This window comes from Candidatus Pelagibacter sp. HIMB1623, assembly GCF_052047695.1.
Lineage (GTDB): Bacteria > Pseudomonadota > Alphaproteobacteria > Pelagibacterales > Pelagibacteraceae > Pelagibacter.
Genome location: NZ_JBNAJN010000014.1, coordinates 91985 through 114452, shown reverse-complemented (window position 1 = coordinate 114452; position 22468 = coordinate 91985). Strand labels below are relative to the sequence as shown.

Annotated in this window: 21 protein-coding genes and 1 tRNA gene; 13 read left to right on the top strand and 9 right to left on the bottom strand. The window is 28.0% G+C overall.

Translation table 11 applies throughout. The features are described from left to right. The 4 genes from ACTTBN_RS07715 to ligA all read left to right on the top strand — a co-directional run. On the top strand, positions 1-453 hold a 453-nt coding region (locus ACTTBN_RS07715; protein WP_440681851.1), incomplete at its 5' end, for a hypothetical protein. A gap of 64 nt (positions 454-517) precedes the next feature. Then, a complete protein-coding gene (gene lpxC / locus ACTTBN_RS07710; protein WP_440681850.1) occupies positions 518-1438 on the top strand; it encodes a UDP-3-O-acyl-N-acetylglucosamine deacetylase in 921 nt (306 codons plus the stop codon). Positions 1439-1492: 54 nt separating this feature from the next. Further along, complete coding sequence (locus ACTTBN_RS07705) at positions 1493-2317, top strand: outer membrane protein assembly factor BamD (RefSeq protein ID WP_440681849.1); 825 nt, start codon at positions 1493-1495, stop codon at positions 2315-2317. 1 nt (position 2318) lies between these two features. After that, positions 2319-4349, top strand: a complete 2031-nt coding sequence (ligA, locus tag ACTTBN_RS07700) for an NAD-dependent DNA ligase LigA (protein ID WP_440681848.1) — start codon at positions 2319-2321, stop codon at positions 4347-4349. On the opposite strand, the gene ACTTBN_RS07695 is transcribed toward ligA, so the two are convergent. Then, positions 4332-6026: a M24 family metallopeptidase gene (locus ACTTBN_RS07695; RefSeq protein ID WP_440681847.1), complete on the bottom strand. Its 1695-nt coding sequence runs from the start codon at positions 6024-6026 to the stop codon at positions 4332-4334. The two genes, ligA and ACTTBN_RS07695, sit on opposite strands and share 18 nt — an antisense overlap. Continuing rightward, on the bottom strand, positions 6023-8059 hold the full coding sequence (locus tag ACTTBN_RS07690; protein ID WP_440681846.1) for an ATP-dependent helicase: 2037 nt from the start codon (positions 8057-8059) through the stop codon (positions 6023-6025). The genes ACTTBN_RS07695 and ACTTBN_RS07690 overlap by 4 nt, the downstream gene beginning before the upstream one ends. A 33-nt stretch (positions 8060-8092) precedes the next feature. Here ACTTBN_RS07690 and ACTTBN_RS07685 point away from each other — a divergent pair, with 33 nt between their 5' ends. Then, on the top strand, positions 8093-9583 hold the full coding sequence (locus tag ACTTBN_RS07685; protein ID WP_440681845.1) for a hypothetical protein: 1491 nt from the start codon (positions 8093-8095) through the stop codon (positions 9581-9583). Here ACTTBN_RS07685 and fumC read toward each other — a convergent pair. Next, complete coding sequence (gene fumC / locus ACTTBN_RS07680; protein WP_440681844.1) at positions 9571-10959, bottom strand: class II fumarate hydratase; 1389 nt, start codon at positions 10957-10959, stop codon at positions 9571-9573. The genes ACTTBN_RS07685 and fumC overlap by 13 nt on opposite strands. Before the next feature lie 67 nt (positions 10960-11026). Here fumC and ACTTBN_RS07675 point away from each other — a divergent pair, with 67 nt between their 5' ends. Then, a complete protein-coding gene (locus ACTTBN_RS07675) occupies positions 11027-11398 on the top strand; it encodes a phosphoribosyl-ATP diphosphatase (RefSeq protein WP_440681843.1) in 372 nt (123 codons plus the stop codon). On the opposite strand, the gene nadC is transcribed toward ACTTBN_RS07675, so the two are convergent. Further along, on the bottom strand, positions 11395-12228 hold the full coding sequence (gene nadC / locus ACTTBN_RS07670; protein WP_440681842.1) for a carboxylating nicotinate-nucleotide diphosphorylase: 834 nt from the start codon (positions 12226-12228) through the stop codon (positions 11395-11397). The two genes, ACTTBN_RS07675 and nadC, sit on opposite strands and share 4 nt — an antisense overlap. A gap of 4 nt (positions 12229-12232) precedes the next feature. After that, positions 12233-13222 carry a quinolinate synthase NadA gene (nadA, locus tag ACTTBN_RS07665; protein WP_440681841.1) on the bottom strand — a complete coding sequence of 330 codons (990 nt, stop codon included), beginning with the start codon at positions 13220-13222 and terminating at the stop codon, positions 12233-12235. A gap of 56 nt (positions 13223-13278) precedes the next feature. On the opposite strand from nadA, the gene ACTTBN_RS07660 reads away from it, so the two are divergent. Further along, positions 13279-13364: transfer RNA gene (locus tag ACTTBN_RS07660), tRNA-Leu, on the top strand. 12 nt (positions 13365-13376) lie between these two features. Here ACTTBN_RS07660 and ygfZ read toward each other — a convergent pair. After that, a complete protein-coding gene (gene ygfZ, locus ACTTBN_RS07655) occupies positions 13377-14264 on the bottom strand; it encodes a CAF17-like 4Fe-4S cluster assembly/insertion protein YgfZ (RefSeq protein WP_440681840.1) in 888 nt (295 codons plus the stop codon). A gap of 43 nt (positions 14265-14307) precedes the next feature. On the opposite strand from ygfZ, the gene ACTTBN_RS07650 reads away from it, so the two are divergent. Further along, entirely contained in the window at positions 14308-15615 is a 1308-nt protein-coding gene (locus tag ACTTBN_RS07650; protein WP_440681839.1) for a dihydroorotase, read from the top strand. Here the strand turns inward: ACTTBN_RS07650 and ACTTBN_RS07645 are convergent. Both ACTTBN_RS07645 and ACTTBN_RS07640 read right to left on the bottom strand, forming a co-directional pair. Further along, a complete protein-coding gene (locus ACTTBN_RS07645) occupies positions 15608-15940 on the bottom strand; it encodes a DMT family transporter (protein ID WP_440681838.1) in 333 nt (110 codons plus the stop codon). The genes ACTTBN_RS07650 and ACTTBN_RS07645 overlap by 8 nt on opposite strands. Then, positions 15933-17834, bottom strand: a complete 1902-nt coding sequence (locus ACTTBN_RS07640; protein WP_440681837.1) for a propionyl-CoA synthetase — start codon at positions 17832-17834, stop codon at positions 15933-15935. Before ACTTBN_RS07640 ends, ACTTBN_RS07645 begins: the two co-directional genes overlap by 8 nt. A gap of 212 nt (positions 17835-18046) precedes the next feature. Here ACTTBN_RS07640 and ACTTBN_RS07635 point away from each other — a divergent pair, with 212 nt between their 5' ends. The 5 genes from ACTTBN_RS07635 (at position 18047) to ACTTBN_RS07615 (ending at position 21941) form a co-directional block, all read left to right on the top strand. Next, entirely contained in the window at positions 18047-18814 is a 768-nt protein-coding gene (locus tag ACTTBN_RS07635) for a bacteriorhodopsin-like (protein WP_262589654.1), read from the top strand. Between the two features lie 74 nt (positions 18815-18888). Further along, entirely contained in the window at positions 18889-19920 is a 1032-nt protein-coding gene (locus tag ACTTBN_RS07630) for a fatty acid desaturase (RefSeq protein ID WP_440681836.1), read from the top strand. Positions 19921-19980: 60 nt separating this feature from the next. Then, positions 19981-20301 (top strand): 2Fe-2S iron-sulfur cluster-binding protein, encoded by a 321-nt coding sequence (locus tag ACTTBN_RS07625; RefSeq protein ID WP_440681835.1) that lies wholly within the window; start codon positions 19981-19983, stop codon positions 20299-20301. Beyond that, complete coding sequence (locus ACTTBN_RS07620; protein ID WP_440681834.1) at positions 20302-21318, top strand: NAD(P)/FAD-dependent oxidoreductase; 1017 nt, start codon at positions 20302-20304, stop codon at positions 21316-21318. After that, positions 21315-21941, top strand: a complete 627-nt coding sequence (locus ACTTBN_RS07615; RefSeq protein ID WP_440681833.1) for a glutathione S-transferase family protein — start codon at positions 21315-21317, stop codon at positions 21939-21941. The genes ACTTBN_RS07620 and ACTTBN_RS07615 overlap by 4 nt, the downstream gene beginning before the upstream one ends. Here ACTTBN_RS07615 and ACTTBN_RS07610 read toward each other — a convergent pair whose 3' ends face one another. Continuing rightward, positions 21942-22457, bottom strand: coding sequence for a TraR/DksA family transcriptional regulator (locus ACTTBN_RS07610; protein WP_440681832.1), 516 nt, complete (start codon positions 22455-22457; stop codon positions 21942-21944). Positions 22458-22468 lie beyond the last annotated feature (11 nt).

Here is a 22468-nt window from a genome sequence, read left to right as displayed (position 1 = left end):
AATATAAGTTTAAAAAAGAAAAGTTATGAAAAAAAATTACAAGTAAATTTTTTAGAAAATTTACTTGTTGAAGCTAAAGATTTGATTCAAGAAAATTATGATAAATATAAAATTACTCACATGGTGATAAATAAATATATTATAAATGGCAAAATTTACACAAACTTCATAAATAATCAGGACACTGACAATCTTGGCTTAGAAATTAATTTTAAGTGTTTTCATAAAAATCTTTTGTTACAAATTACTCATATATTAGACAAATATCATATTGAGATTGATAGATTTCTTGATTTAAAATATGTAAATAGTTCTTTTCCAGATGAAAATATTGATCCGGTAATAAGATGCTATAAAGTTTTAGATGGTTTCAATCAAAATGAAATTAATTTAGAACCAAAAAATATTAAAAAAATTGGTTTTTTTGAGAAGTTTTTTCAACTTTTCAGCTAAAATTGTTTTTTCTTGTAACATTAGTTGTTTTTTAATCTTACAAATTTCAAAATAGACGTATGGTATGTCTTATTTAACTCAAAAAACTTTAAAAAATAATGTTTCATTTAGTGGGGTAGCACTTCATAGTGGCCTAGATGTAAATGTAAGCATTAAACCTGCTGAACCTAACTTTGGTATAGTATTTAAAAGGATGGACATCGCAAATGATAATTTAGTATATCCAAATTTTATGAATGTTTCTAATACCTCTTTAAACACAACTATAGAGAATGAATTTGGTGCAAAAGTATCAACAATAGAACATTTGATGGGCGCTTTGTTTGGTCTTGGTATAGATAATGCTTTGATAGAGATAGATAATGAGGAAGTTCCTATTTTAGATGGATCAGCAAAAATATTTATTGAAAAAATAATTAATGCAGGAATTGAGATAAGTGATGTGCCAATTAAAATAATTAAAATTAATAAAGAAATAAATTTTTCAGATGGGGAAAGGTTTATATCAATTAAGCCATCTACATTGAGTTTGGATATAGATTTTGAATTAAAATATAAAAATGAAATTATTGGAAACCAGAGAAATAATTTTAAAGTTTATGAAGATGATTTAACAGATGTATATAATTCTAGAACTTATTGTCTTTACGAAGATATAGAGATGATAAAGAAAAATGGTCTTGCTAAAGGTGGTAGCTTAGAAAATGCTGTAGTAGTTAAGGGAAAAGAAATTTTAAACCCCGAAGGATTGAGAAATGACAAAGAATTTGTAAATCATAAAATTTTAGATTGTATTGGAGATCTTTACACCTCGGGCTATAGAATTGTAGCATCTGTAAAATGTTCTCAAGGAGGACATTATTTAACAAATCAATTGTTAAGAAAAGTTTTTCAAAATAGAGAAAATTTTTCGATTATAGAAATTAAAGAAAAAAACCTTCCTCATTCACTAATAAATAGAAATATATTAAAATCTATTGCTTAAATATTAATAAATATTTATTAAAATATCATATTTAAGAGTATAAGTTTATCAATTGTGAAAAATATAGCACATCTTTTTGTAATATTGATTTTTTGTTTATCCTGCTCAAAGCAGACTGTTGAGAAATCGGTAATTAAAGAAACAAATCTAGAGCTCCAAATGATAGAAGCATACAAAGAAGGATTAGAACAATTAAAAAAAGGTGATGTTTTATTTGCTGCGAAAAAATTTAATGAAGCTGAAATTCTTTTTCCTCAATCTGAAGTGGCTCCAAGGTCAGCATTGATGGCTGCATATTCTTATTATTCACAAAATTATTATGGTGATGCTATAGCTGAATTAAATAGATTTCTTAGAGTTTACCCAAATCACAAAAATATAGCTTATGCTGAATATTTATTAGGTTTATCTTACTATGAACAAATTGTTGATGAAACAAAGGATTTAAATTCAATACAGAGTTCAAAAAAAATATTCTTAGATGTTGTGAAAAAATATCCCAATACAGATTTTGCAATTGATGCTGAATATAAAATTAGTCTAATTAATACAATATTGGCCGCAAAAGAGATGTATCTAGGAAGGTATTATTTTGATAGAAAAAAATGGATAGCATCTATAAATAGATTTAAATTTGTTGTTGATAATTACGAAACATCAATTTATGTGGAGGAAGCCCTTCATAGACTGGTTGAAATTTATTATATTATTGGATTAGAGCAAGAGTCAAAAAAATATGCTAGTTTATTAGGTTACAATTATAAGTCATCTAAATGGTACGAAAATTCGTATAATATTTTTGATAAAAATTACCAAAAAATTAAAATTCGAAAAGAAGAGAATAGTATTTTAAAAAGCTTTAAATCTCTATTTAATTGAGATGAATAAAAAAGTAATTCAAAAAAAATATAATAATAAAATTCGATTAATTAGCAAATATAATAGTTATTATTATGATAAGAGTGAGCCTATTGTTAATGATGAAGTATACGATAATTTAAAAAAGGAGATTTTACAACTTGAAATAGATTATGAATTTTTAAATTCAGAAAAATCTCCTAGTAAAATTGTTGGATATAAACCTTCAAAAAACTTTAAAAAATCATCACATAAAGTACCTATGCTATCTTTAGGAAATGCTTTTTCCGAAGAAGATTTGAACAACTTTGAAAAAAAAATTAAAAATTTTTTATCTATTAAAGAAAATATTAATATTTATTATAGTGCAGAACCTAAAATTGATGGAATATCTGCTTCTTTAACTTATATAAAAGGAAAGTTTCATAAAGGTCTTTCGAGGGGCGATGGGAAAGAAGGAGAAGATATAACTTTAAATTTAGAAACAATTGATGATATTCCAAAAGTTGTCTTATCTGAGGATTTTCCTGAGGAAATAGATATTAGAGGAGAAGTATTTATTCAAAATAGTGATTTTAAAAATTTAAATAACAAATTTGCTAATCCTAGAAATGCGGCATCAGGATCTTTAAGACAAAAAAACCCAAATGATACAAAAAAAATACCTTTAAAATTTATTGCATATACTTTTGGATATGAAAAAGGTTTGTTAGTAGAAAACCAATCTGATTTTATAAAAAAATTAAGCAAATGGGGTTTTAAAACAAATCCATTAAACAAATTAATTTCTGGAGTTAAAAATTTAATTGAAAATTATAATGAAATAGAAAAAAAAAGAGCAAATCTAGATTTTGATATAGATGGAATTGTTTACAAGATTAATGATTTTGCTATGCAAAAAAGATTAGGAAATGTGGCTAATGCTCCAAGGTGGGCAATAGCTCATAAGTTTTCATCTAATAAAGCTATTTCCCAAATATTAGATATTGAAATTCAAGTTGGTAGAACTGGAGCTTTAACCCCAGTGGCAAAAATTAAACCTATTAATATTGGTGGAGTAGTTGTGTCAAATGCAACACTGCATAATGAAGATGAAATAAATAGAAAAGATATCAGAATTGGTGATACAGCTGTTGTTGAAAGAGCAGGTGATGTAATACCTCATATACTATCTGTTGATTTAAAAAAAAGATCAAAAAATAGTTTAAAATTTGTATTTCCAAAAAAATGTCCTTCATGTGGGTCGGTAACAATTAAGGATTTTAATTCAGTTACAAAAAAAATTGATGCAGTTAGAAGATGTTCCAGTGAAGGTTATTATTGCGAAAAAATTTCAATTGAAAAATTAAAGCATTTTGTTTCTAAAGAGGCGTTCAATATAGATGGATTAGGAAAAAAGATAGTTGAAGGTTTTTGGAAACAAAAATTTATAAAATATCCTCAAGATATATTTAAACTAAACTATGATAAAATTGAAAAACTGGAAGGTTGGGGAAAATTATCTGTAGAAAACTTAAAATATTCTATTAATCAAAGAAAAAATATATCCCTAGAAAGATTTATTTATTCATTAGGCATAAGACATATAGGATTAGAAAACGCAAAATTGTTATCAAAATATTTTGTATCATTTTTAAAGTTTAAAAACTTATCTACAACAAAGAACTATGAAGATTTGTTAAATATTGATGGAATAGGTGATACTCAAATAAAATCTATTAAAAGTTTTTTTATAAATAAAGAAAATATTCAAGTTTTAAATGAATTAGAAAAAGTTTTGATAATTAAAAATGCAACTTCAACAAAAAAAGATGGAATTTTAAAAAATAAAACATTTTTAGTAACAGGAAAACTAAATAATATTAGTAGAGCAGAAGTTAAATCATTAATTGAAGAAAATTCAGGCACAACGGTAAGCACTGTTTCAAAAAAACTAGATTATTTAATTACAGGTGAAAAACCAACAAAAAAGAAAATAGATAATGCTAAGCAGTTAAAAATAAAAATTATAGATCAAGGCGAATTTTTGAAAATGTTAAATAAAACTAGCTAACCATTTTTTCTCATTTGAATTTAAATAGCCTGATATTTTTGAATAAACTTCCAAATGATATTTGAAAAGATAATTTTTTTCGTTTTTGGTTAACAAGTTATAATTTATTAAATCTTTTTCAATCGGCGCCAAAGTCAAATTTTCAAAAAATAAATTTTTTTTTGATTTTTTTACATAAACTAAATTTTCAATTCGAATTCCATATTCATTAGTTTTATAATATCCAGGCTCATTACTTAAAATCATACCTTCTTTTATTTTCACTGTGTTTATTTTTGTAATTGACTGTGGTCCCTCATGTACATTAAGAAAAAAACCAACACCATGACCAGTGCCATGTGCATAATCTAAATTACTTTTGTTTAAAAATTTTCTAGCTCTTTTGTCAATTTTTTTACCAACATTATCTTTATTAATGTCAGTTGTAGCCACTGCAATATGACCTTTGAGAACTTTGGTAAAAATATTTTTAATATTTTTTTTTTGTTTTGAAAAACAAATTGTTCTAGTAACATCTGTTGTACCATATTTGTATTGCCCTCCAGAATCACAAAGAAAAATGTCTTTTTTATCTATAATTCTGCAATCATTTTTTTTTGCTCGATAATGAACAATTGCACCATTCTTCCCAGCACCAGCAATTGTATCAAAGCTTGGATATAAAAAATTTTTATTTCTTTTTCGAAAATTTTCTAATTTTATTGCTGCGTCAACCTCTGTAATTTTCTTTTTATTAACTTTTTTTATCCAATATAGAAATTTTGTTAAGGCCACCCCATCTGAAATATGAGCATTAATCATATTTTTAATTTCAGTTTTATTTTTAATTGCCTTTAAATGATAAGTAGGATCTTCTCTGTTTATAATATTAAATTTCGACTTGATTAAATTTTCATAGAATATCGAGCAAGATTTATCATCTATTATAAAGTTTTTTCCTTTTAGATTTAAGATTTTTTTTGGTAAATCTTCAATATCTAAAAATTCATTTTTTTTTAAAATTTTATTTTTAAATAGTTTTTTACATTTTTGGATTTTGCTAATTAACAAAATTTTATTTGTTTTACTTATTATTAGTCTTGAATTTGGTACAGGACTGTTAGGACCATCCCCACCTCTTATGTTTAAAATCCACGCAACATTTTCTGGTGCGCTTATAAAAATGTAGTCTGATTTATTTTTTTTTAAATATTTTGATATTTTATTAATTTTAGATTTAGTACCTTCACCAGTAATTGTTTTGTTTAACGAGAAAAAAGGTATAGCTAAATTTTCTCTTTCTTTTTTTATTTCGTCAATTAGATTTTTATTGATAAATTTAATTTTATTATATTTTAAAAAAAAGTTTTTAATTTGTGTATTTGTAAATAATTTTGGATCAATACCAAGTTTTAGATTTTTAAATAAATTAAAATTTATTAATTTTTCAAATCCAAGAATTTTAAAATTTTTACCACACTCAATTTGACTTTGGATAGTATATCTACCATCAGTAAATAAATAATTTTTATTTTTTAATATTATAGCTAATCCAGCAGATCCACTAAAATTTGAAATAATTTTTAGTCGATTAATTTTAGAGTATTCAGTAAAATAATCATCATTTTTAGGAACGATATATCCATCAATTCCATTTTTTTTAAACTTTGTTCTCAATAATTTAATATAATTTTTCACTTAATTCTCTTTTGATATCTTATCCAACCTGGACTTCTAGTTCCTTCATCAATTTCAAAATCTTGGTTAAATTCAAAATCATCATCACTGTTAATTTCCTCTTCAAAGAAAGAATTTTTCTCTAAATGTTTTTCTGGTAGCTCGTCAATAAATCTTGAAGCCATACTGTCGATCCAGTCTCCTTGATAAAATCTGTTCATTGAAAAAGATATTATAGCTTTTTTCTTTGCTCTAGTAATCCCCACATAAGCTAATCGTCTTTCCTCTTCTAAGCCGTTTTGACCTTTTTCTTCAATTGATTTTTGATGAGGAAATAACCCTTCCTCCCAGCCAGGTAAAAAAACCACGTCAAATTCTAGTCCTTTTGCAGCATGCATCGTCATCATATTTATTTTTTCACCATCCCATTCTTGGTCTATTGACGTTGCTAATGAAACGTGTTCAAGAAAACTTTCTAAATTATCAAACTCTTTCATAGCACTTAATAATTCTTTGATATTTTCAAGTCTATTTTCATTATCAAGATCCTTCTTATTTTTTAACATGGCAGAGTATCCTGACTCATCTAATACTATTTGTAATAGTTTGATATGATTTGAATTTTTTATGATTAATTCATTTCTCCATTTATTTATAGAATTTAAAAATAAATTTAGTCCAATTTTTGCTTTCGGTTTTATTAGATTTTGTTCAAGCATAAGCTTTGATGCTTTTTCTAAATTTAAATTTTCTTTTTTTGCAAATTCATGGATATTTTTTAAAGTACCATCTCCTATTGATCTTTTTGGATTATTAACAATTCTCTCAAAAGCAAGATCATCTTTTTCTTGATGAATCAACCTCAAATAAGCTACACAATCTTTTATTTCAGCTCGTTCATAAAATTTCGTTCCTCCTAATATTCTGTATGGCATACCAATTTTGAGAAATCGCTCTTCAAATTCACGCGTTTGAAAAATAGCTCTAACAAGAATAGCTATATTATTGTAAGAAAATTTTTTTTTAATTTTTTTTTCTATTTCATCTGAAACTCCTATTGCTTCATCTTTTCCATTTTTAAAACAATTCAATTGAACTAAGTCACCTTCTTCCATAGTTGTAATTAAAGTTTTACCAACTCTATTTTGATTGTTAGAAATTAGATTAGACGCTACAGACAAAATATTTTGTGACGATCTATAATTTTGTTCTAATCTTATTACTTTAGTGTTTTTATATACTTGATCAAATTCTAAAAAATTTTTTATTTCTGCACCTCTCCAGCTATAAATTGATTGGTCGTCATCCCCAACACAACAAATGTTGTTATTTTTTTCTGATAATAGATTTAGCCATTTGCTTTGTATAAAATTTGTATCTTGATACTCATCGACAAGTATATATTTGAAATTTTTTGAATAAATTTCTCTAATATCAGAATTGAACTCTAAAATTTTTACTGTATGTAAAATCAAATCTCCAAAGTCACATGAATTTAGATCAGTTAATTTTTGTTGATAAATTTTGTATAATGGTAAAATATTTTTCTCGTAAATATCTTTTTTATTTATGATTACTTCATTTGGGTAATAGCCTTTATTTTTCCATCTATCAATTATTGCAAGTATAAATCTTGGCGATAGTTGTTTGATATCAATATTTTCAGCTTTACAGATATTTTTGATAAGTCGAGTTTGGTCATCTGTATCTATTATTGTAAAGTTGGAGTTCAAATTTGCTGCAGATGCATGTTTTCTTAATAATTTTGCACAAATTGAATGAAATGTTCCAAGCCAAGACAGTCCTATAGCTGTAGAACCAAGAATTTTACCAACTCTATTTTGCATTTCTTTTGCAGCTTTATTAGTGAATGTGACTGCAAGAATTTGATTTGGATAAGCTTTTTTTTCTTTAATAATGTTAGCTATTCTTGATGTTAATACTTTTGTTTTTCCAGACCCAGCTCCAGCCACAATTAATAAAGGCCCATCTAAGTGCATCACAGCTTCTTTTTGAGCCTCGTTTAAATTATTTAAATATTCTCTATTTATCATTCAAAATAATGTTTTATAAGTTTCTTGTTCAAAATGAATACTTCAAACTTTTTTGCTAAATTTCTTAAAAACCTTAGTAAATCAATTAATAGTCTATTAGAAAAATATTTAAACAAGTTAAATATTAATAATTTTAAAAGACTGTTATTAAACAATAAAATTTTCTTTACTATTGTCGCAGCAATTATTTTATTTTTTTCATATATTTCTTTACCTAATATTTATAACCAAGATAAAATTTCAAATGAAATACAAAGTAATCTATTTAACAAATTAAACCTAGAGTTTCATTTTTCAAATGAATTAGAATATAAATTTTTACCAAGACCTCATTTTGTAACTAAGGAATCATCAATAATTAATGATGAAAGTAAAATTTCTGAAATTAAAACAACAAAGATTTATGTTTCATTAGAAAACTTGTTTTCTTTAAGAAATATGAAGGTAACAGATGTTGTCTTAGAAGAAGCAAATTTCAATTTAAATAAAAATAATTACAATTTTTTTTTCAAACTTTTGAATGCTAATTTCAAAGAGAGTAAATTACAAATTATTAATAGTAATATTTTTTATAGAAATTATGAAAATGATGTATTGTTAATTAATAATATTTTAAATTCAAAATATTATTATGATCCAAATGAGCTAAAAAATATTTTTTATTCAGAGAATGAAATTTTTAACGTTCCTTATTCCCTTGAAATATTTACTGATGAGAATGATAAAATTATTTATTCAAAAATAAACTTAGAATCTTTTAGATTAAAGTTTGATAACAAATTATCTCTCGGAAAAGATTTTAATTTAGGTTTAACTGAGTTTAGTTTTTTAAATCAAAAAAGTATTGCAAAATACAAAACAAATAAGAATTTTTTTGAATTTAGTTTGAATGATAAATCACAAGCATTAAAATTTTTACTTAATGGCAAATTTAATTTTAAACCTTTTTATTCTTATTTAGAGGGTAAAGTAAATGAAATAAATTTTACATCTTTTTTTTCTTCAAATGCTATAATCAAAGACTTACTTAAAACAGAAATACTAAATAACAAAAATATTGATTTCAAACTTGATATTAAGGCTGAAGAAATAAAAAATTTTGATAGTTTTAAAAATATTTTTTTAAAATCAAAAATTCATGAGGGATTAATTGACTTTGATCAAACTAAATTTAGTTGGAAAAATAATGTTAATTTTGAACTTAAAGATAGCTTAGTTTATGTAAGAGATGGTCAACTGATTTTAGATGGAAGCACTGAGTTAGCTGTAATTAACTCAAATGAAGTTTATAAATTCTTATTGACTCCAAAAAAATTAAGAAAACAAATTAATAAAATTAATATTAACTTTACTTATTTTTTTGATGAAAAAATAATAAAAATTAAAAATATTCTTGTAGATGGTAAATTAAATAAAAAATTGAATGACAATTTGAGAATTATCTATTTAAAAGATGATAACTTGCAAAATAAAATATACTTTAAAAATTTATTAAATGATGCAATTAAAAATTATGCAGGATAAATCATTTTTCTTGGATCAACTATTTTTTCATAATCTTTTTCGCTAATTAATCCTGTTTTTAATGCTTCTTGTTTTAAAGTAGTATTGTTTTTTAGCGCAGTTTTTGCAATTTTGGCTGCATTATCATAACCAATATGAGGAGCTAAAGCTGTGACTAGCATTAGTGAATTATCTAAGTGTTCTTTAATTTTCTTCTTGTTAGCTTTAATCCCTTTCACACAATATACAGCAAAATTTTTTGTACTATCAGCAATTAAGTCAATCGATTGTAAAATGTTATGAGCAATTAATGGTTTGAAAACGTTTAATTCAAAATGTCCGTGGGATCCAGCCATTGTAATACCGTTGTGATTTCCAATTACTTTTACACAAACCATCGTAACTGCTTCACACTGGGTTGGATTTACTTTCCCTGGCATTATTGATGAGCCTGGTTCATTTTCAGGTAATATTAATTCTCCATATCCAGCTCTTGGACCAGAACCTAAGAACCTAATATCATTTGAAATTTTCATCAACGCAACTGCACAAGTATTTAAAGTTCCAGAAAAGTTAACAATTGCATCATGAGCAGCAAGTTCTGCAAATTTGTTTGATGAAGGTTTAAATTTTATTTTAGTGAATTTAGCAATTTCTTTAACAATTTTTTTATCAAAGTTTTTTTTTGAATTTATTCCAGTTCCAACAGCTGTACCACCTTGAGCCAAAAATAGAATTTCTCTTAATGCGTATTCAATCCGTTCAATACATTTTTTTAGTTGAGCATGATAACCTGAAAATTCTTGACCAAGAGATAGTGGTGTTGCATCTTGAAGGTGAGTTCTTCCAATTTTAACTATGTTTTTAAATTCTTTTGTTTTATTCTTTAGCTCTTTTTCTAAGATTTTTAAACTTGGCAACATTTTAGCTAAAGTTTCTGTTGCTATAGAAATATGCATTGCAGTCGGAAAAACATCATTGGTGGACTGTGATTTGTTAACATGATCATTTGGATGTACTGGTTTTTTTGTGCCTTTTTTTCCACCAAGTATTTCAATAGCTCTGTTAGCAATTACTTCATTAACATTCATATTTGTCTGTGTTCCAGAACCTGTTTGCCAAACTTTTAAAGGAAAATTTTCATCTAACTTTCCTTTAATAACCTCATCTGAAGCTTTGATTATTGCTTTAGAAATTTTACTATTAATTAATTTATCTTTAGCATGAACTATTGCTGCTGATCTTTTGATAATAGCAATAGATTTAATTATAGAAATGTTAACTAAAATTTTCCCAATATTAAAAAATTTATTAGATCTTTGTGTTGAGGCACCCCAGTACTTATTATTAGGTACATTTATGCTTCCAAGACTGTCAAATTCTTTTCTTAATTTCATTGATTAATTTTTAAGTAATAAATATTTATATTCATACAATAAATTTTAAAAAACTTACAGGAGCAATATGTCGAATTTTAGCAAAGTTGGAACTTTTATGAAAACTTTTGGTCAAGATGTTAAAACTAAACCATCTTTTAGTACCGATAAAATAAACAAACTAAGAATAGATCTAATTAAAGAAGAGTTAGATGAGCTTACAGAAGCTATGAATAATAAAGATTTATTAGAAGTTGCAGATGCTTTAACTGATATTTTATATGTTACTTATGGTGCAGGCCATGCATTTGGAATTGATTTAGATAAATGTTTTGAAGAGGTTCAAAATTCAAATATGAGTAAATTAGATGAAAATGGAAAACCAATTTATAATGAAGCTGGAAAAGTTATGAAAGGTCCTAATTATTTTAAACCAGATTTATCAAAGTTTGTGAATTAAATTTCTAATTTAAAGTCAACCGCAGGAGCGCTGTGAGTAATGCTGCCCACAGATATTCTATCAACACCAGTGGAAGCAATAGCTTTGACAGTTTTTAAATTAACATTACCAGATGCTTCTGTTTCATAATACTTTTTAGCAATTTTAACACTATTTCTTAAACTTTTAATATTCATATTATCAAGCAAAACAGTATTAAATTTTAGACCTATAATTGATTTAAGTTGTCCAACTGTATCAACTTCAACTGTAATTTTTTTCCCCTGTTTATTTTTTATGGCTTTTACAACTAAAGTTTTTAAATCCGAACTTGCTACGTGGTTATCTTTAATTAAATATTCATCACTTAAATTAAATCTATGATTTGTACCACCTCCAAGCTTAACAGCATATTTTTGTATAACTCTTAGATTTGGAATTGTTTTTCTTGTACAACAAATTTTAGTTTTCTTTCCAGCTAATTTAACAAATTTGTTTGTTTTAGTTGCTATTCCTGAAATGTGAGATAAAAAATTTAGAGCAACTCTTTCCGCAATCAAAATATTTTTTGCTTTGCCTTTTATTACTGCAACTAAGGATCCTTTTTTAATATTTGAACCATCTTTTTCTTTAATTAAAAACTTAATTTTACTATCAATTAATTTAAAAGTTTGTTTTGCAAATAATAAACCTCCTACTATTGCATTTTGATTCGATATCAATTTAACTGTTATGATCTTATCGTTTTCAATTAAGCTTGAAGTAATGTCTCCTGAAGGATATAGATCTTCGTTCAGAGCAAGTTTGACTGTGCTTTTGATAAATTCTTTACTTAATTTAATTTTTGACACTTAATTATCTGCCAATGGCTGCCATTCTTTCAACAGATATTCTAGCTTTTTCGATTGTTTCTTTATCCATTATTATTTCACCAGTTTCATTTTCTAAACAATCCAATATTTTTGGAAGCGTAATTTTTTTCATGTGCGGACACATATTGCATGGTTTAATAAAATCTACATTTGGATTTTCTACTTGTATGTTGTCACTCATAGAGCACTCAGTTACCATCATTACTTTTTTTGGCTGATTATCTTTTACATATTTGATCATTCCAGATGTAGATCCTGCAAAATCACTTGCTCCAATTACGTCTGGTGGACACTCTGGATGAGCAATAATTTTAATACCTGGATTGTTTTTTCTTATATCTTCTATTTCTTTCTTATTAAATTGGTCGTGTACTATGCAAATTCCTTTCCAAGATATAATTTCCACATCAGTCTGAGATGCAACATACTTTGCAAGGTAATCATCAGGTAAAAATATAACTTTTTTTACTCCAAGAGATTTAACAATTTTGACAGCATTAGCAGATGTACAACAAACATCTGTTTCAGCTTTTACTTCAGCTGAGGTATTTACGTATGATACTACCGGAACACCTGGGTACTTCTCTTTTAGTAATCTCACATCTTTACCAGTAATTGAGGATGATAAAGAACAACCCGCTTCCATATCTGGTAAAATTACTTTCTTATTAGGGCTCATTAGTTTTGCAGTTTCAGCCATAAAGTGAACTCCTGCCATTAGAATTATATCTGCTGAAGTTTTTGAAGCTTCTATAGCTAGCGCGAGTGAGTCTGCAGAGAAATCAGCAACACCATGATAAATTTCTGGTGTTTGATAGTTGTGAGCTAAAATTACTGCATTTTTCTCTTTTTTTAATTTATTAATTTTATGTATGTATGGTGCGTGTACTGACCATTCTATCTCAGGCATTACCTTTGAAATTTTTTGATAAATTGGATCTGTTGCTTTACGTACTTCTTGTGTAAATTCCATAAGGATTTTTTACCAATTTGAAACAAACTTGTCATTCATTAATTATGAGACATATCGCGGTCGTGCTGAAATTGGTAGACAGGCACGGTTGAGGGCCGTGTGGACTTAGTCCATGAGAGTTCGAGTCTCTCCGACCGCACCAAAATTATTTATTTTAATTAATCCAATAAGGTTTTTTAACAGTTATTGTTGCTTCTTTAGTTTTAAAATTTACTTTTTCATCAAAGTTTTCATCTAAATATTTTATTAAAGCAAAAGGGTAATCATTATCTATCAACACTTTTCCTATTTCATTTTCATTATTAAAGATACCTTCCCCTTCATTTAATTTTCCTTCAATAATTTTAATAGGCATCAATCTTTTTGAAAGTTTATTTTTTAATTTAATTCTAGCTGTATTTTCTTGGCCTACATAACAACCTTTTTTAAAATCAATTCCATTTAGTTCTTCAAAATTACATTCAATACCAAATAATTTATTTTGTAATTTATTCAAATCTTTCGGAACTATTCCTAGCTTATGACTTAGAGAATAGTATTCGTTTACATTTGAATCATGAAGATCAAGTTTTTTTAAAGATAAATAAAGTTTTTCTAAATTAATAATTAATCTTGCTCCCAATTGTTTATTTCTTGGGTCTAAAAGAATAGGATCTTCTCTATATTTAATTGTAAATCCTGCTTGATCTTTTGCATCATCAAATTTTAAAAATTTTTCATTAGAAAAAGCTGCCACAACAAATTCATTACTTAAATTAAGTATTTCAACTTTTGATCTTAGCTTATATAGAGACAACTGGTTGAATAATCCATCTGCTTGATACTTTTCACAATCTAAGAGATAACCTGATTTATGTTTTATAATAATAAATTCATATAAAAATTTTCCTTGTGGACTTAGCAAAGATGCAAAACAACTATCAACCTCGCTTACTTTATTTATGTCGTTGCTTATAAGATTTTGCAGAAAATCTTTTGCGTCATCTCCGTTTATATAAAGAATTGATCTATCTTCTAAAATGTAAACGTTTTTGATATTCATATTTGATTAATTGTTATTTTTAATATAATAACTTTTTCTTCAAATGTTAGATCTTATAATCAAAAATGGACAATGTTACATCAATGGTGAATTAAAAAATGTTGATGTTGCAATAAAAGATGGAAAAATTCATCAGATCGGTCAAATTTCTGATGAAGCAAAAGAGACAATTAATTCAGAAGGCCAAACTGTTTTGCCAGGTTGTATAGACACACAAACACACTTTAGAGAACCCGGATCAACAGATACTGAAGATCTTCACTCAGGAAGTAGAGCAGCAATTGCTGGAGGGATTACAAGTGTTTTTGAGATGCCAAATACAAATCCACCAACTTCAAATCTGAAAGAATTTCAAAGAAAACTAGATCTTGCTAAAAATAGAATGTATTGCAATTACGCTTTTTACTTTGGCGCAACTGCTGATAATGCAGATGATTTAGCTAGTTTAAAAAATTTAGAGGGATGTTGTGGAATTAAACTTTTTGCTGGATCTTCCACAGGTAATTTACTTGTTGCCGAAGAAGATGATATAGATAAAGTTTTTCAAAATGCATCAAAAGTTGTTGCAGTTCATTCAGAAGACGAAGCGATATTAAAAATTAATAAAAAATTAATTAAAGAGGGAGATGTTCATACTCATCCAGTATGGCGAAGTGCCGAATGCGCAATAGCATCAACTAGAAGAATTGTTAGAATTGCAGAAAAACATAACAAAAAAGCTCATGTTCTTCATATTACAACAAAAGAAGAAATAGATTTTCTTTCACAGCATAAAGGCAATATTACCTTTGAGATAACTCCTCAACATTTAACACTTTATGCTCCAGATTGTTACGACAAGCTTGGAACTTATGCTCAAATGAACCCACCATTAAGAGACAAATCTCATTATGATAGATTATGGTATGGAGTTAGAAATAATTTTAATGATACTATTGGATCAGACCATGCACCTCACTTAAAAGAAAATAAAGATAAAATATATCCTAATACTCCTTCAGGAATGCCAGGTGTTCAAACTTTAATGCCTGTAATGTTAAATCATATTAATGATGGAAAATTAACTTTAAATCAGTTGATGAATTTTGTTTGTGAGAATCCTGTAAAAATTTTTGGAATTAAAAACAAAGGGTTTATCAAAGAGGGTTATGATGCTGATTTTACAATTGTAGACATGAATAAAACAATTGAAATTAAAAATGAAAATATTGAGAGTAAATGTAAATGGTCACCATTTAATGGATTCAAATTTAAAGGAACACCAACGCACACTATCATTGCAGGAAAAATTAAAATGCAAGATGGTAAAATTTTAGGAGACCCAGAGGGAACTCCTTTACAATTTAGTTAATCTTAACTGTAAAACTATTAACAAGAATTACACCTAAAACAATTAAAAATAATCCCAAGATTGCTTGCCAAGCTAAGGTTTGTTTAAAAAATATATATCCTAGTATAGCAATTGTAAAAATTCCTAAACCACTCCATGTGGCATAGACAATTGCTATTGGAAGTTTGTTTACAACAAAAGTTAATAGATAAAATGCACAAAGATAAAAAATTGATAAAGCAACTGTAGGTATAACTTTAGTAAAGTTTTGAGAAACAGGTAACAACATTGTTCCAGCAACTTCACAAAAAATTGCAGCAATCAAAAATATATAAGTTTTAATCATTATTTAAAATTTTATGACTTACTAAATCTTCTTTAATTTCATCTAAAATTGCTGGATCATCTATTGTTGGTGGAATTTTATACTCAATACCATCTGCAATTTTTCTTATTGTTCCTCTTAAAATTTTTCCTGATCTAGTTTTTGGTAATCTTTTTATAACTATAACCGTCTTAAATGCAGCAACAGGACCAATTTTGTCTCTAACCATTTGCACACATTCTTTTGAGATAGTTTCATCGTCTTTATCAACACCTGATTTCAAAACTACTAAACCAATTGGTAATTGACCTTTTAATTTATCTGCAATTCCAAGTACTGCGCATTCAGCAACAGACTGATGTTCAGATAAAACTTCTTCAATTGCACCAGTTGATAATCTGTGACCAGCAACATTTATAATGTCATCTGTTCTAGACATGATCCAAATATAACCATCATCATCAATGTGACCTGCATCATAAGTTTGATAATAACCTTCGTAATTAGTCATATAGTTTTCTTTGTATCTTTGATCTGCATTCCAAAGAGTAGGAAATGTCCCAGGAGGCAAAGGTAGTTTCACCACAATGTCTCCCATTTCATTTGGTTTAGCTAAAGATTGATCTGGTTTAATGATTTTTACATCATATCCAGGAACCGCTTTACAAGCTGAGCCATATTTAGTCTCCATCATTTCAATCCCTGTGCAATTTGAGCTAATTGCCCAACTGGTTTCAGTTTGCCACCAATGATCAATAACTGGGACTTTCAATAAATTTTCAGCCCATTTAATAGTATCTGGATCTGCTCTTTCCCCAGCAAGAAAGAGGCTTTGAAAACTAGATAAGTCGTATTTTGAAAAAAATTTACCATCAGGATCTTCTTTCTTTATAGCTCTAAATGCAGTAGGTGCAGTAAATAATGATTTTACTTTATAATCTGAGATGATTTTCCAAAAAGCACCAGCATCTGGAGTTCCAACTGGTTTACCTTCAAATAAAACTGTAGTGCATCCCTTAAATAATGGAGCATAAACAATATAAGAGTGACCAACAATCCAACCAATGTCACTAGCTGACCACCAAATATCATCAGTATCAATATTGTAGATATTCTTCATAGTCCATTTAAGAGCAACTATATGACCACCAGTGTCTCTAACTATACCCTTTGGTGTTCCTGTTGTTCCAGAGGTATAAAGAATATAAGCAAAATCATTTGAATTAATTTCAACACAATCAGCATCAGATGAATTTGATATAGCTTCATCCCAACTAATTTCTGTTGGCGCATTTAAATTGACTTCATTTCCTGATCTTTGAAATAAAATCATCTTTTCAATTTTATGATTTGCTATTTTTATCGCTTCATCTACTAAAGGCTTATATTCAACTGTTCTTCCAGGCTCAAAACCACAAGAAGCTGTTACTAATAATTTTGCTTTGCTGTCATCTATTCTGCTTGCAAGTTCATTTGAGGCAAATCCACCAAAAACAACTGAGTGTATGGCTCCAATTCTAGCACAAGCAAGCATAGCAATTACAGCTTCAGGAATCATTGGCATGTAAATTATTACTCTGTCTCCTTTATTTACATCTTGTTGCTTTAAGGCTCCTGCAAATTTTGATACTTTTGACCTTAGTTCTTCGTAAGTAAACTTAGCTTTATTGCCAGTGATAGGACTATCGTAGATTAAAGCAGTTTTTTGACCTCTTCCTTGGTCAATATGAATGTCTAGAGCATTATAACAAGTGTTAGTAATACCATCCTCGAACCATTTATAGAAAGGAGGATTAGATTTATTTAAAATTTTTGTTGGTTTTTTAAACCAAAAGATATCTTCACTCGCTTCTTGCCAAAATTTTTCGGGGTTTTGAATGGAATTTTCGTAAATACTTTGAAATTTTTTTGACATTCTAATTTGATTCGATTTTTGTTATTTTTTTGGTTTTTAACTTATAAATTGCATTTAATTTTAAAAATTCAGTAAAATCAATGCAAATTAATGACAATTAAGTCTTCATAAAACTAATTTTATTTGCTATTTAACCCCAACTTTGGCTTAGGGTTACTTAAGTCTAGTTTATATAAACTAATAAATAAAAACTAACGAAGAGGGAGTTTTTTATGAAAAAACTTAAATTGTTTGCTCTTACAGTTGTTGCTCTTATGGGCGTAACTGGTGTTGCAAACGCTGAAACAGCTATGCTGGCTCAAGACGATTTTGTAGGTATTTCGTTTTGGTTAGTATCTATGGCTTGTTTAGCTGCTACTGTATTCTTTTTCTTAGAAAGAAGTTCAGTTCCAGCTGGATGGAGAGTTTCAATGACAGTTGCTGGTCTAGTAACTGGTATTGCATTCGTACACTACATGTACATGAGAGATGTATGGATCGCTACTGGTGACTCACCAACTGTATACAGATACATTGACTGGTTAATTACAGTGCCATTATTGATGTTAGAATTCTATTTTGTTCTAGCAGCGGTAAACAAATCAGACTCTGGAATTTTCTGGAGACTAATGATTGGTACATTAGTAATGCTAGTAGGTGGATACTTAGGAGAAGCTGGATACATCAACGCTACACTTGGTTTCATAATCGGTATGGCTGGTTGGGTATACATCTTATATGAAGTATTCTCTGGTGAAGCAGGTAAGAGAGCAGCGAAAAGTGGTAACAAATCACTTGTAACTGCTTTTGGTGCAATGAGAATGATCGTTACTGTAGGTTGGGCGATCTACCCATTAGGTTACATTTTTGGTTACCTAACAGGTGGTGTAGATGCTAACTCACTAAACGTGATTTACAACGCAGCTGACTTCTTGAACAAGATCGCTTTCGGTCTGATCATTTGGGCAGCAGCTATGCAACAACCTGGTAGAGCTAAGTAGTAGTTTTACTTAAGATTTAAAAAAGGGCAGGTACAATATTGTACTTGCCCTTTTTTTTTGCCTTATGTAAAATTATGTATAGTTATTATACATATTTTTTTATTATGGATGTAAAACTTGAAAAATGGCACCGATGTAAAGTTGATATAGAGGTTCTTAAAGAACTTTCAAAAAAATCTGACATTAAAGGACTTCAACATGTTTCAGTTTTTTTTGGATTGTTATTGGTAACAGGAACTTTGGCATATATAACTTGGGGCACATGGTGGTCTGCTTTTTGGTTTTTAGTTTATGGAAACATTTATGGTTTTTCAAATCCATTGTGGCATGAGACAGGTCATAAAACTGCCTTTCAATCAAAATCTTTAAATGAATTTTTTTACTATGTCTCTTCATACCTTTCTAATTTTGAACCATTAAGATGGAGATACACACACTTTGTTCATCATGGAAATACCTATTCAACAGAAAATCCATTTGATCATGAAATTGAATATGGAAATAATTTAAAAGAAACACCAAAAAATTTATTAATGAATTTAATTCCTTTTATGGAACTTATTTATTTTAAAAAAAGTATCGCTTACGAAATTATTCAACATGCATTGGGTGTAAAAACGAAAGTAATGCAAGACTGCATTCCTGAAAATGCACAATCAAAAGTAATTTTTAATTCTAGAATTTTTGTTGCAATTTGGATTGCAATTATTTTGTGGTCTTTAATTACTTTATCTTGGTTACCTGTTTTATTTTTTTTATTACCAAAATTTTATGGAAGAACTTTACACAAGCTTGTTTCTTTTACTCAACATGCGGGTTTAGCAAGAAATATTAAAGATCATAGATACACAACAAGAGAAATGTATTTAAATCCTATTTTAAGCTTTTTATATTGGAAAATGGAATATCATGTAACGCACCACATGTTTCCAACAGTTCCATCTTATAACTTAGATAAACTTCATCACCATATTAAAGATCAATTACCAAGGACAAATGATGGTTTAATTGATGCCTACAAAGAAATTTTACCAGCTATAATGAAACAAACAGAAGACACTAGTTATTTTTTCAAAAAGGAAGTACCTGAACCTCAAAATGCATAAAATTGACCAAGTATGTTTTTACTTACTTGCTCAATTTAGATAAGAACCTATATATAACGCATGGCAAAAATTACTTACCACACACACGATAATAAAACTCAAACTATTGATGTTCAAAACGGATTAACAGTAATGGAAGGTGCTGTTCAAAATGATATTCCAGGAATTGATGCTGATTGTGGAGGCGGGATGGCATGTGCTACTTGTCATGTGTATGTCAAAGAAGATTGGTTGGATAAACTTCCAACTAAAGAAGATGGCGAAGAAGATATGTTGGATATGGCGTATGAGCCTAGTAAAAATAGTAGATTAAGTTGCCAATTGATTGTTTCAGATGAATTAGATGGATTGGAAGTGACCATTCCAGAAAAACAAGCTTAAATGAATAAAACAGATGTACTAATTATTGGAGCTGGTCCCACAGGTTTATTTTGTGCTCATCAACTCGGAATTATTGGACTTCAATGTGAAATCGTAGACAATCTTGATAAAGCAGGTGGACAGTGTATCGAGCTTTATCCAGATAAACCCATTTATGATATTCCAGCTATTCCAGAATGTACTGGCGAAGAGTTAACAAATAATCTCTTACAACAAATTAAACCTTTTAATGTGAAATTTCATTTAAATGAAAGAGTAGAGGAACTTAAAAAAGTTGAAAATCGTTGGCATGTCAAAACTAGCAATGGTCAAGAATTTGATGTAGCAGCAATTATTATTGCTGGAGGCGTTGGATCATTTGAACCTAGAAAGTTTCCTGTTAAAGAATGTGAAAAATTTGAAGGATCTTCTTTATTTTACTCAATAAAAGACAAAACAATTTTTAAAGACAAAACTATTTCAATTTTTGGTGGAGGAGACTCAGCTTTAGATTGGGCTATAGAATTATCAAACACATCAAAAGTAAATTTAATTCATAGACGTGATGGATTTAGTGGAGCTGAATCAAGTGTTCAAAAAGTAAAAGAATTAAATGACCAAGGAAAATTAAATTTGTACACCAAATATCAAATGGATGCTGTAAGTGGAGATAATCAAATTAGTTCTGTTAAAATAAAACATGATGATGGCGAAATAAAAGAATTACAATCTGATTTTGTACTTGGTTTCTTTGGTTTAATTATGCAACTAGGTCCTATTTTAAATTGGGGATTAAGTATCAATAAAAAAACAGTCGAAGTAAACACTGAAAACTTTGAGACAAATGTTGAGGGTATATTTGCAATCGGAGATATTTGTTCTTACCCAGGTAAATTAAAATTAATTCTGTCTGGCTTTCATGAAGGGGCATTAGCTGCAAGAGGTTGTTTTAAATATGCAAGACCAGATGAAAAATTAAGATTTGAGTTCACTACCACTTCAAAAGCTGCACAAGAGCGACTTGGTGTAAAAAAATGATTGAACTTTTTTCTGCTAATACTCCTAATGGATGGAAAATAGGTATTATGCTGGAAGAGATTGGTTATGAGTATAAAGTAACTAAAATTGATTTAGGAAAAGACGAACAATTTAATCCTGATTTTATAAAGTTAAGCCCATTTGGAAAAATTCCTGTAATCACAGACCATGAAAATAACAAAAGTATTTTCGAGTCTGGTGCAATATTGATGTACTTAGGTGAAAAAAGTGGAAAATTTTATGATGAAAAAGATCGATTAGTGATTAATCAATGGTTGATGGCTCAAATGGGAACCATCGGTCCTATGATTGGTCAACATCACCAATTTCATCATTATAATCCTGGAAAAAGTGAATTCGGAGAGGAAAGATATTTTAAAATTGCAAAAAGAATTTATGGAGAATTAGAAGCAAGATTAAAAGTTTCTAAATTTTTAGCTGGAGATAATTACACAATTGCTGATATTGCAACTTGGCCGTGGCTTGCAAGGCATGAATGGCATGATATTGGCTTAAAAAATTATGAAAATTTATCTAGATGGTATTTAGAAATTGCAAACCGTGAGGCTGTAGTAAAAGGATACGCATTTATGGATAAAGAGGCTAAAATTCCAAAAATTTAATTAATCATCTGCATGAACTTTTTCGTCTTTTTCATGCTTTTCTTGTGCAGCAATCGTGTATTTGGCAACAGGTCTTGCCATTAATCTTTTTAATCCAATTGGTTCCGCTGTATCCAAGCAATAACCATAAGTATCATCCATTATTCTTCTTAAAGCTTTATCAATTTCAGAAATTAATTTTATTTGTCTATTAATTGCTTTCATTTCTACATTGCTATCAATATATGAGTTTGCTTGATCAACAATATCTGCAGAAATATTATTGTCATCCATAGAACCATTATAAAGAGCTTCATTATTTGCTTTAATTAATTCTTTTTTCCATTCATTTAATTTCATTCTGAAATAGACTTTATGTTTTTCACACATATATTTTTCAGTTTCTTTTGGAACATAAGTTTTTGAAATTTTTATAGAAGCTTTTTTAGCTGTTGAAGCCTCAGTTTTCTTTGGCTTACTTGCAACTTTAGTTTTTGGTTTAGAAACTTTTTTCTTTGCTTTAGTAGTTTTAGGCATTACTTAATTTT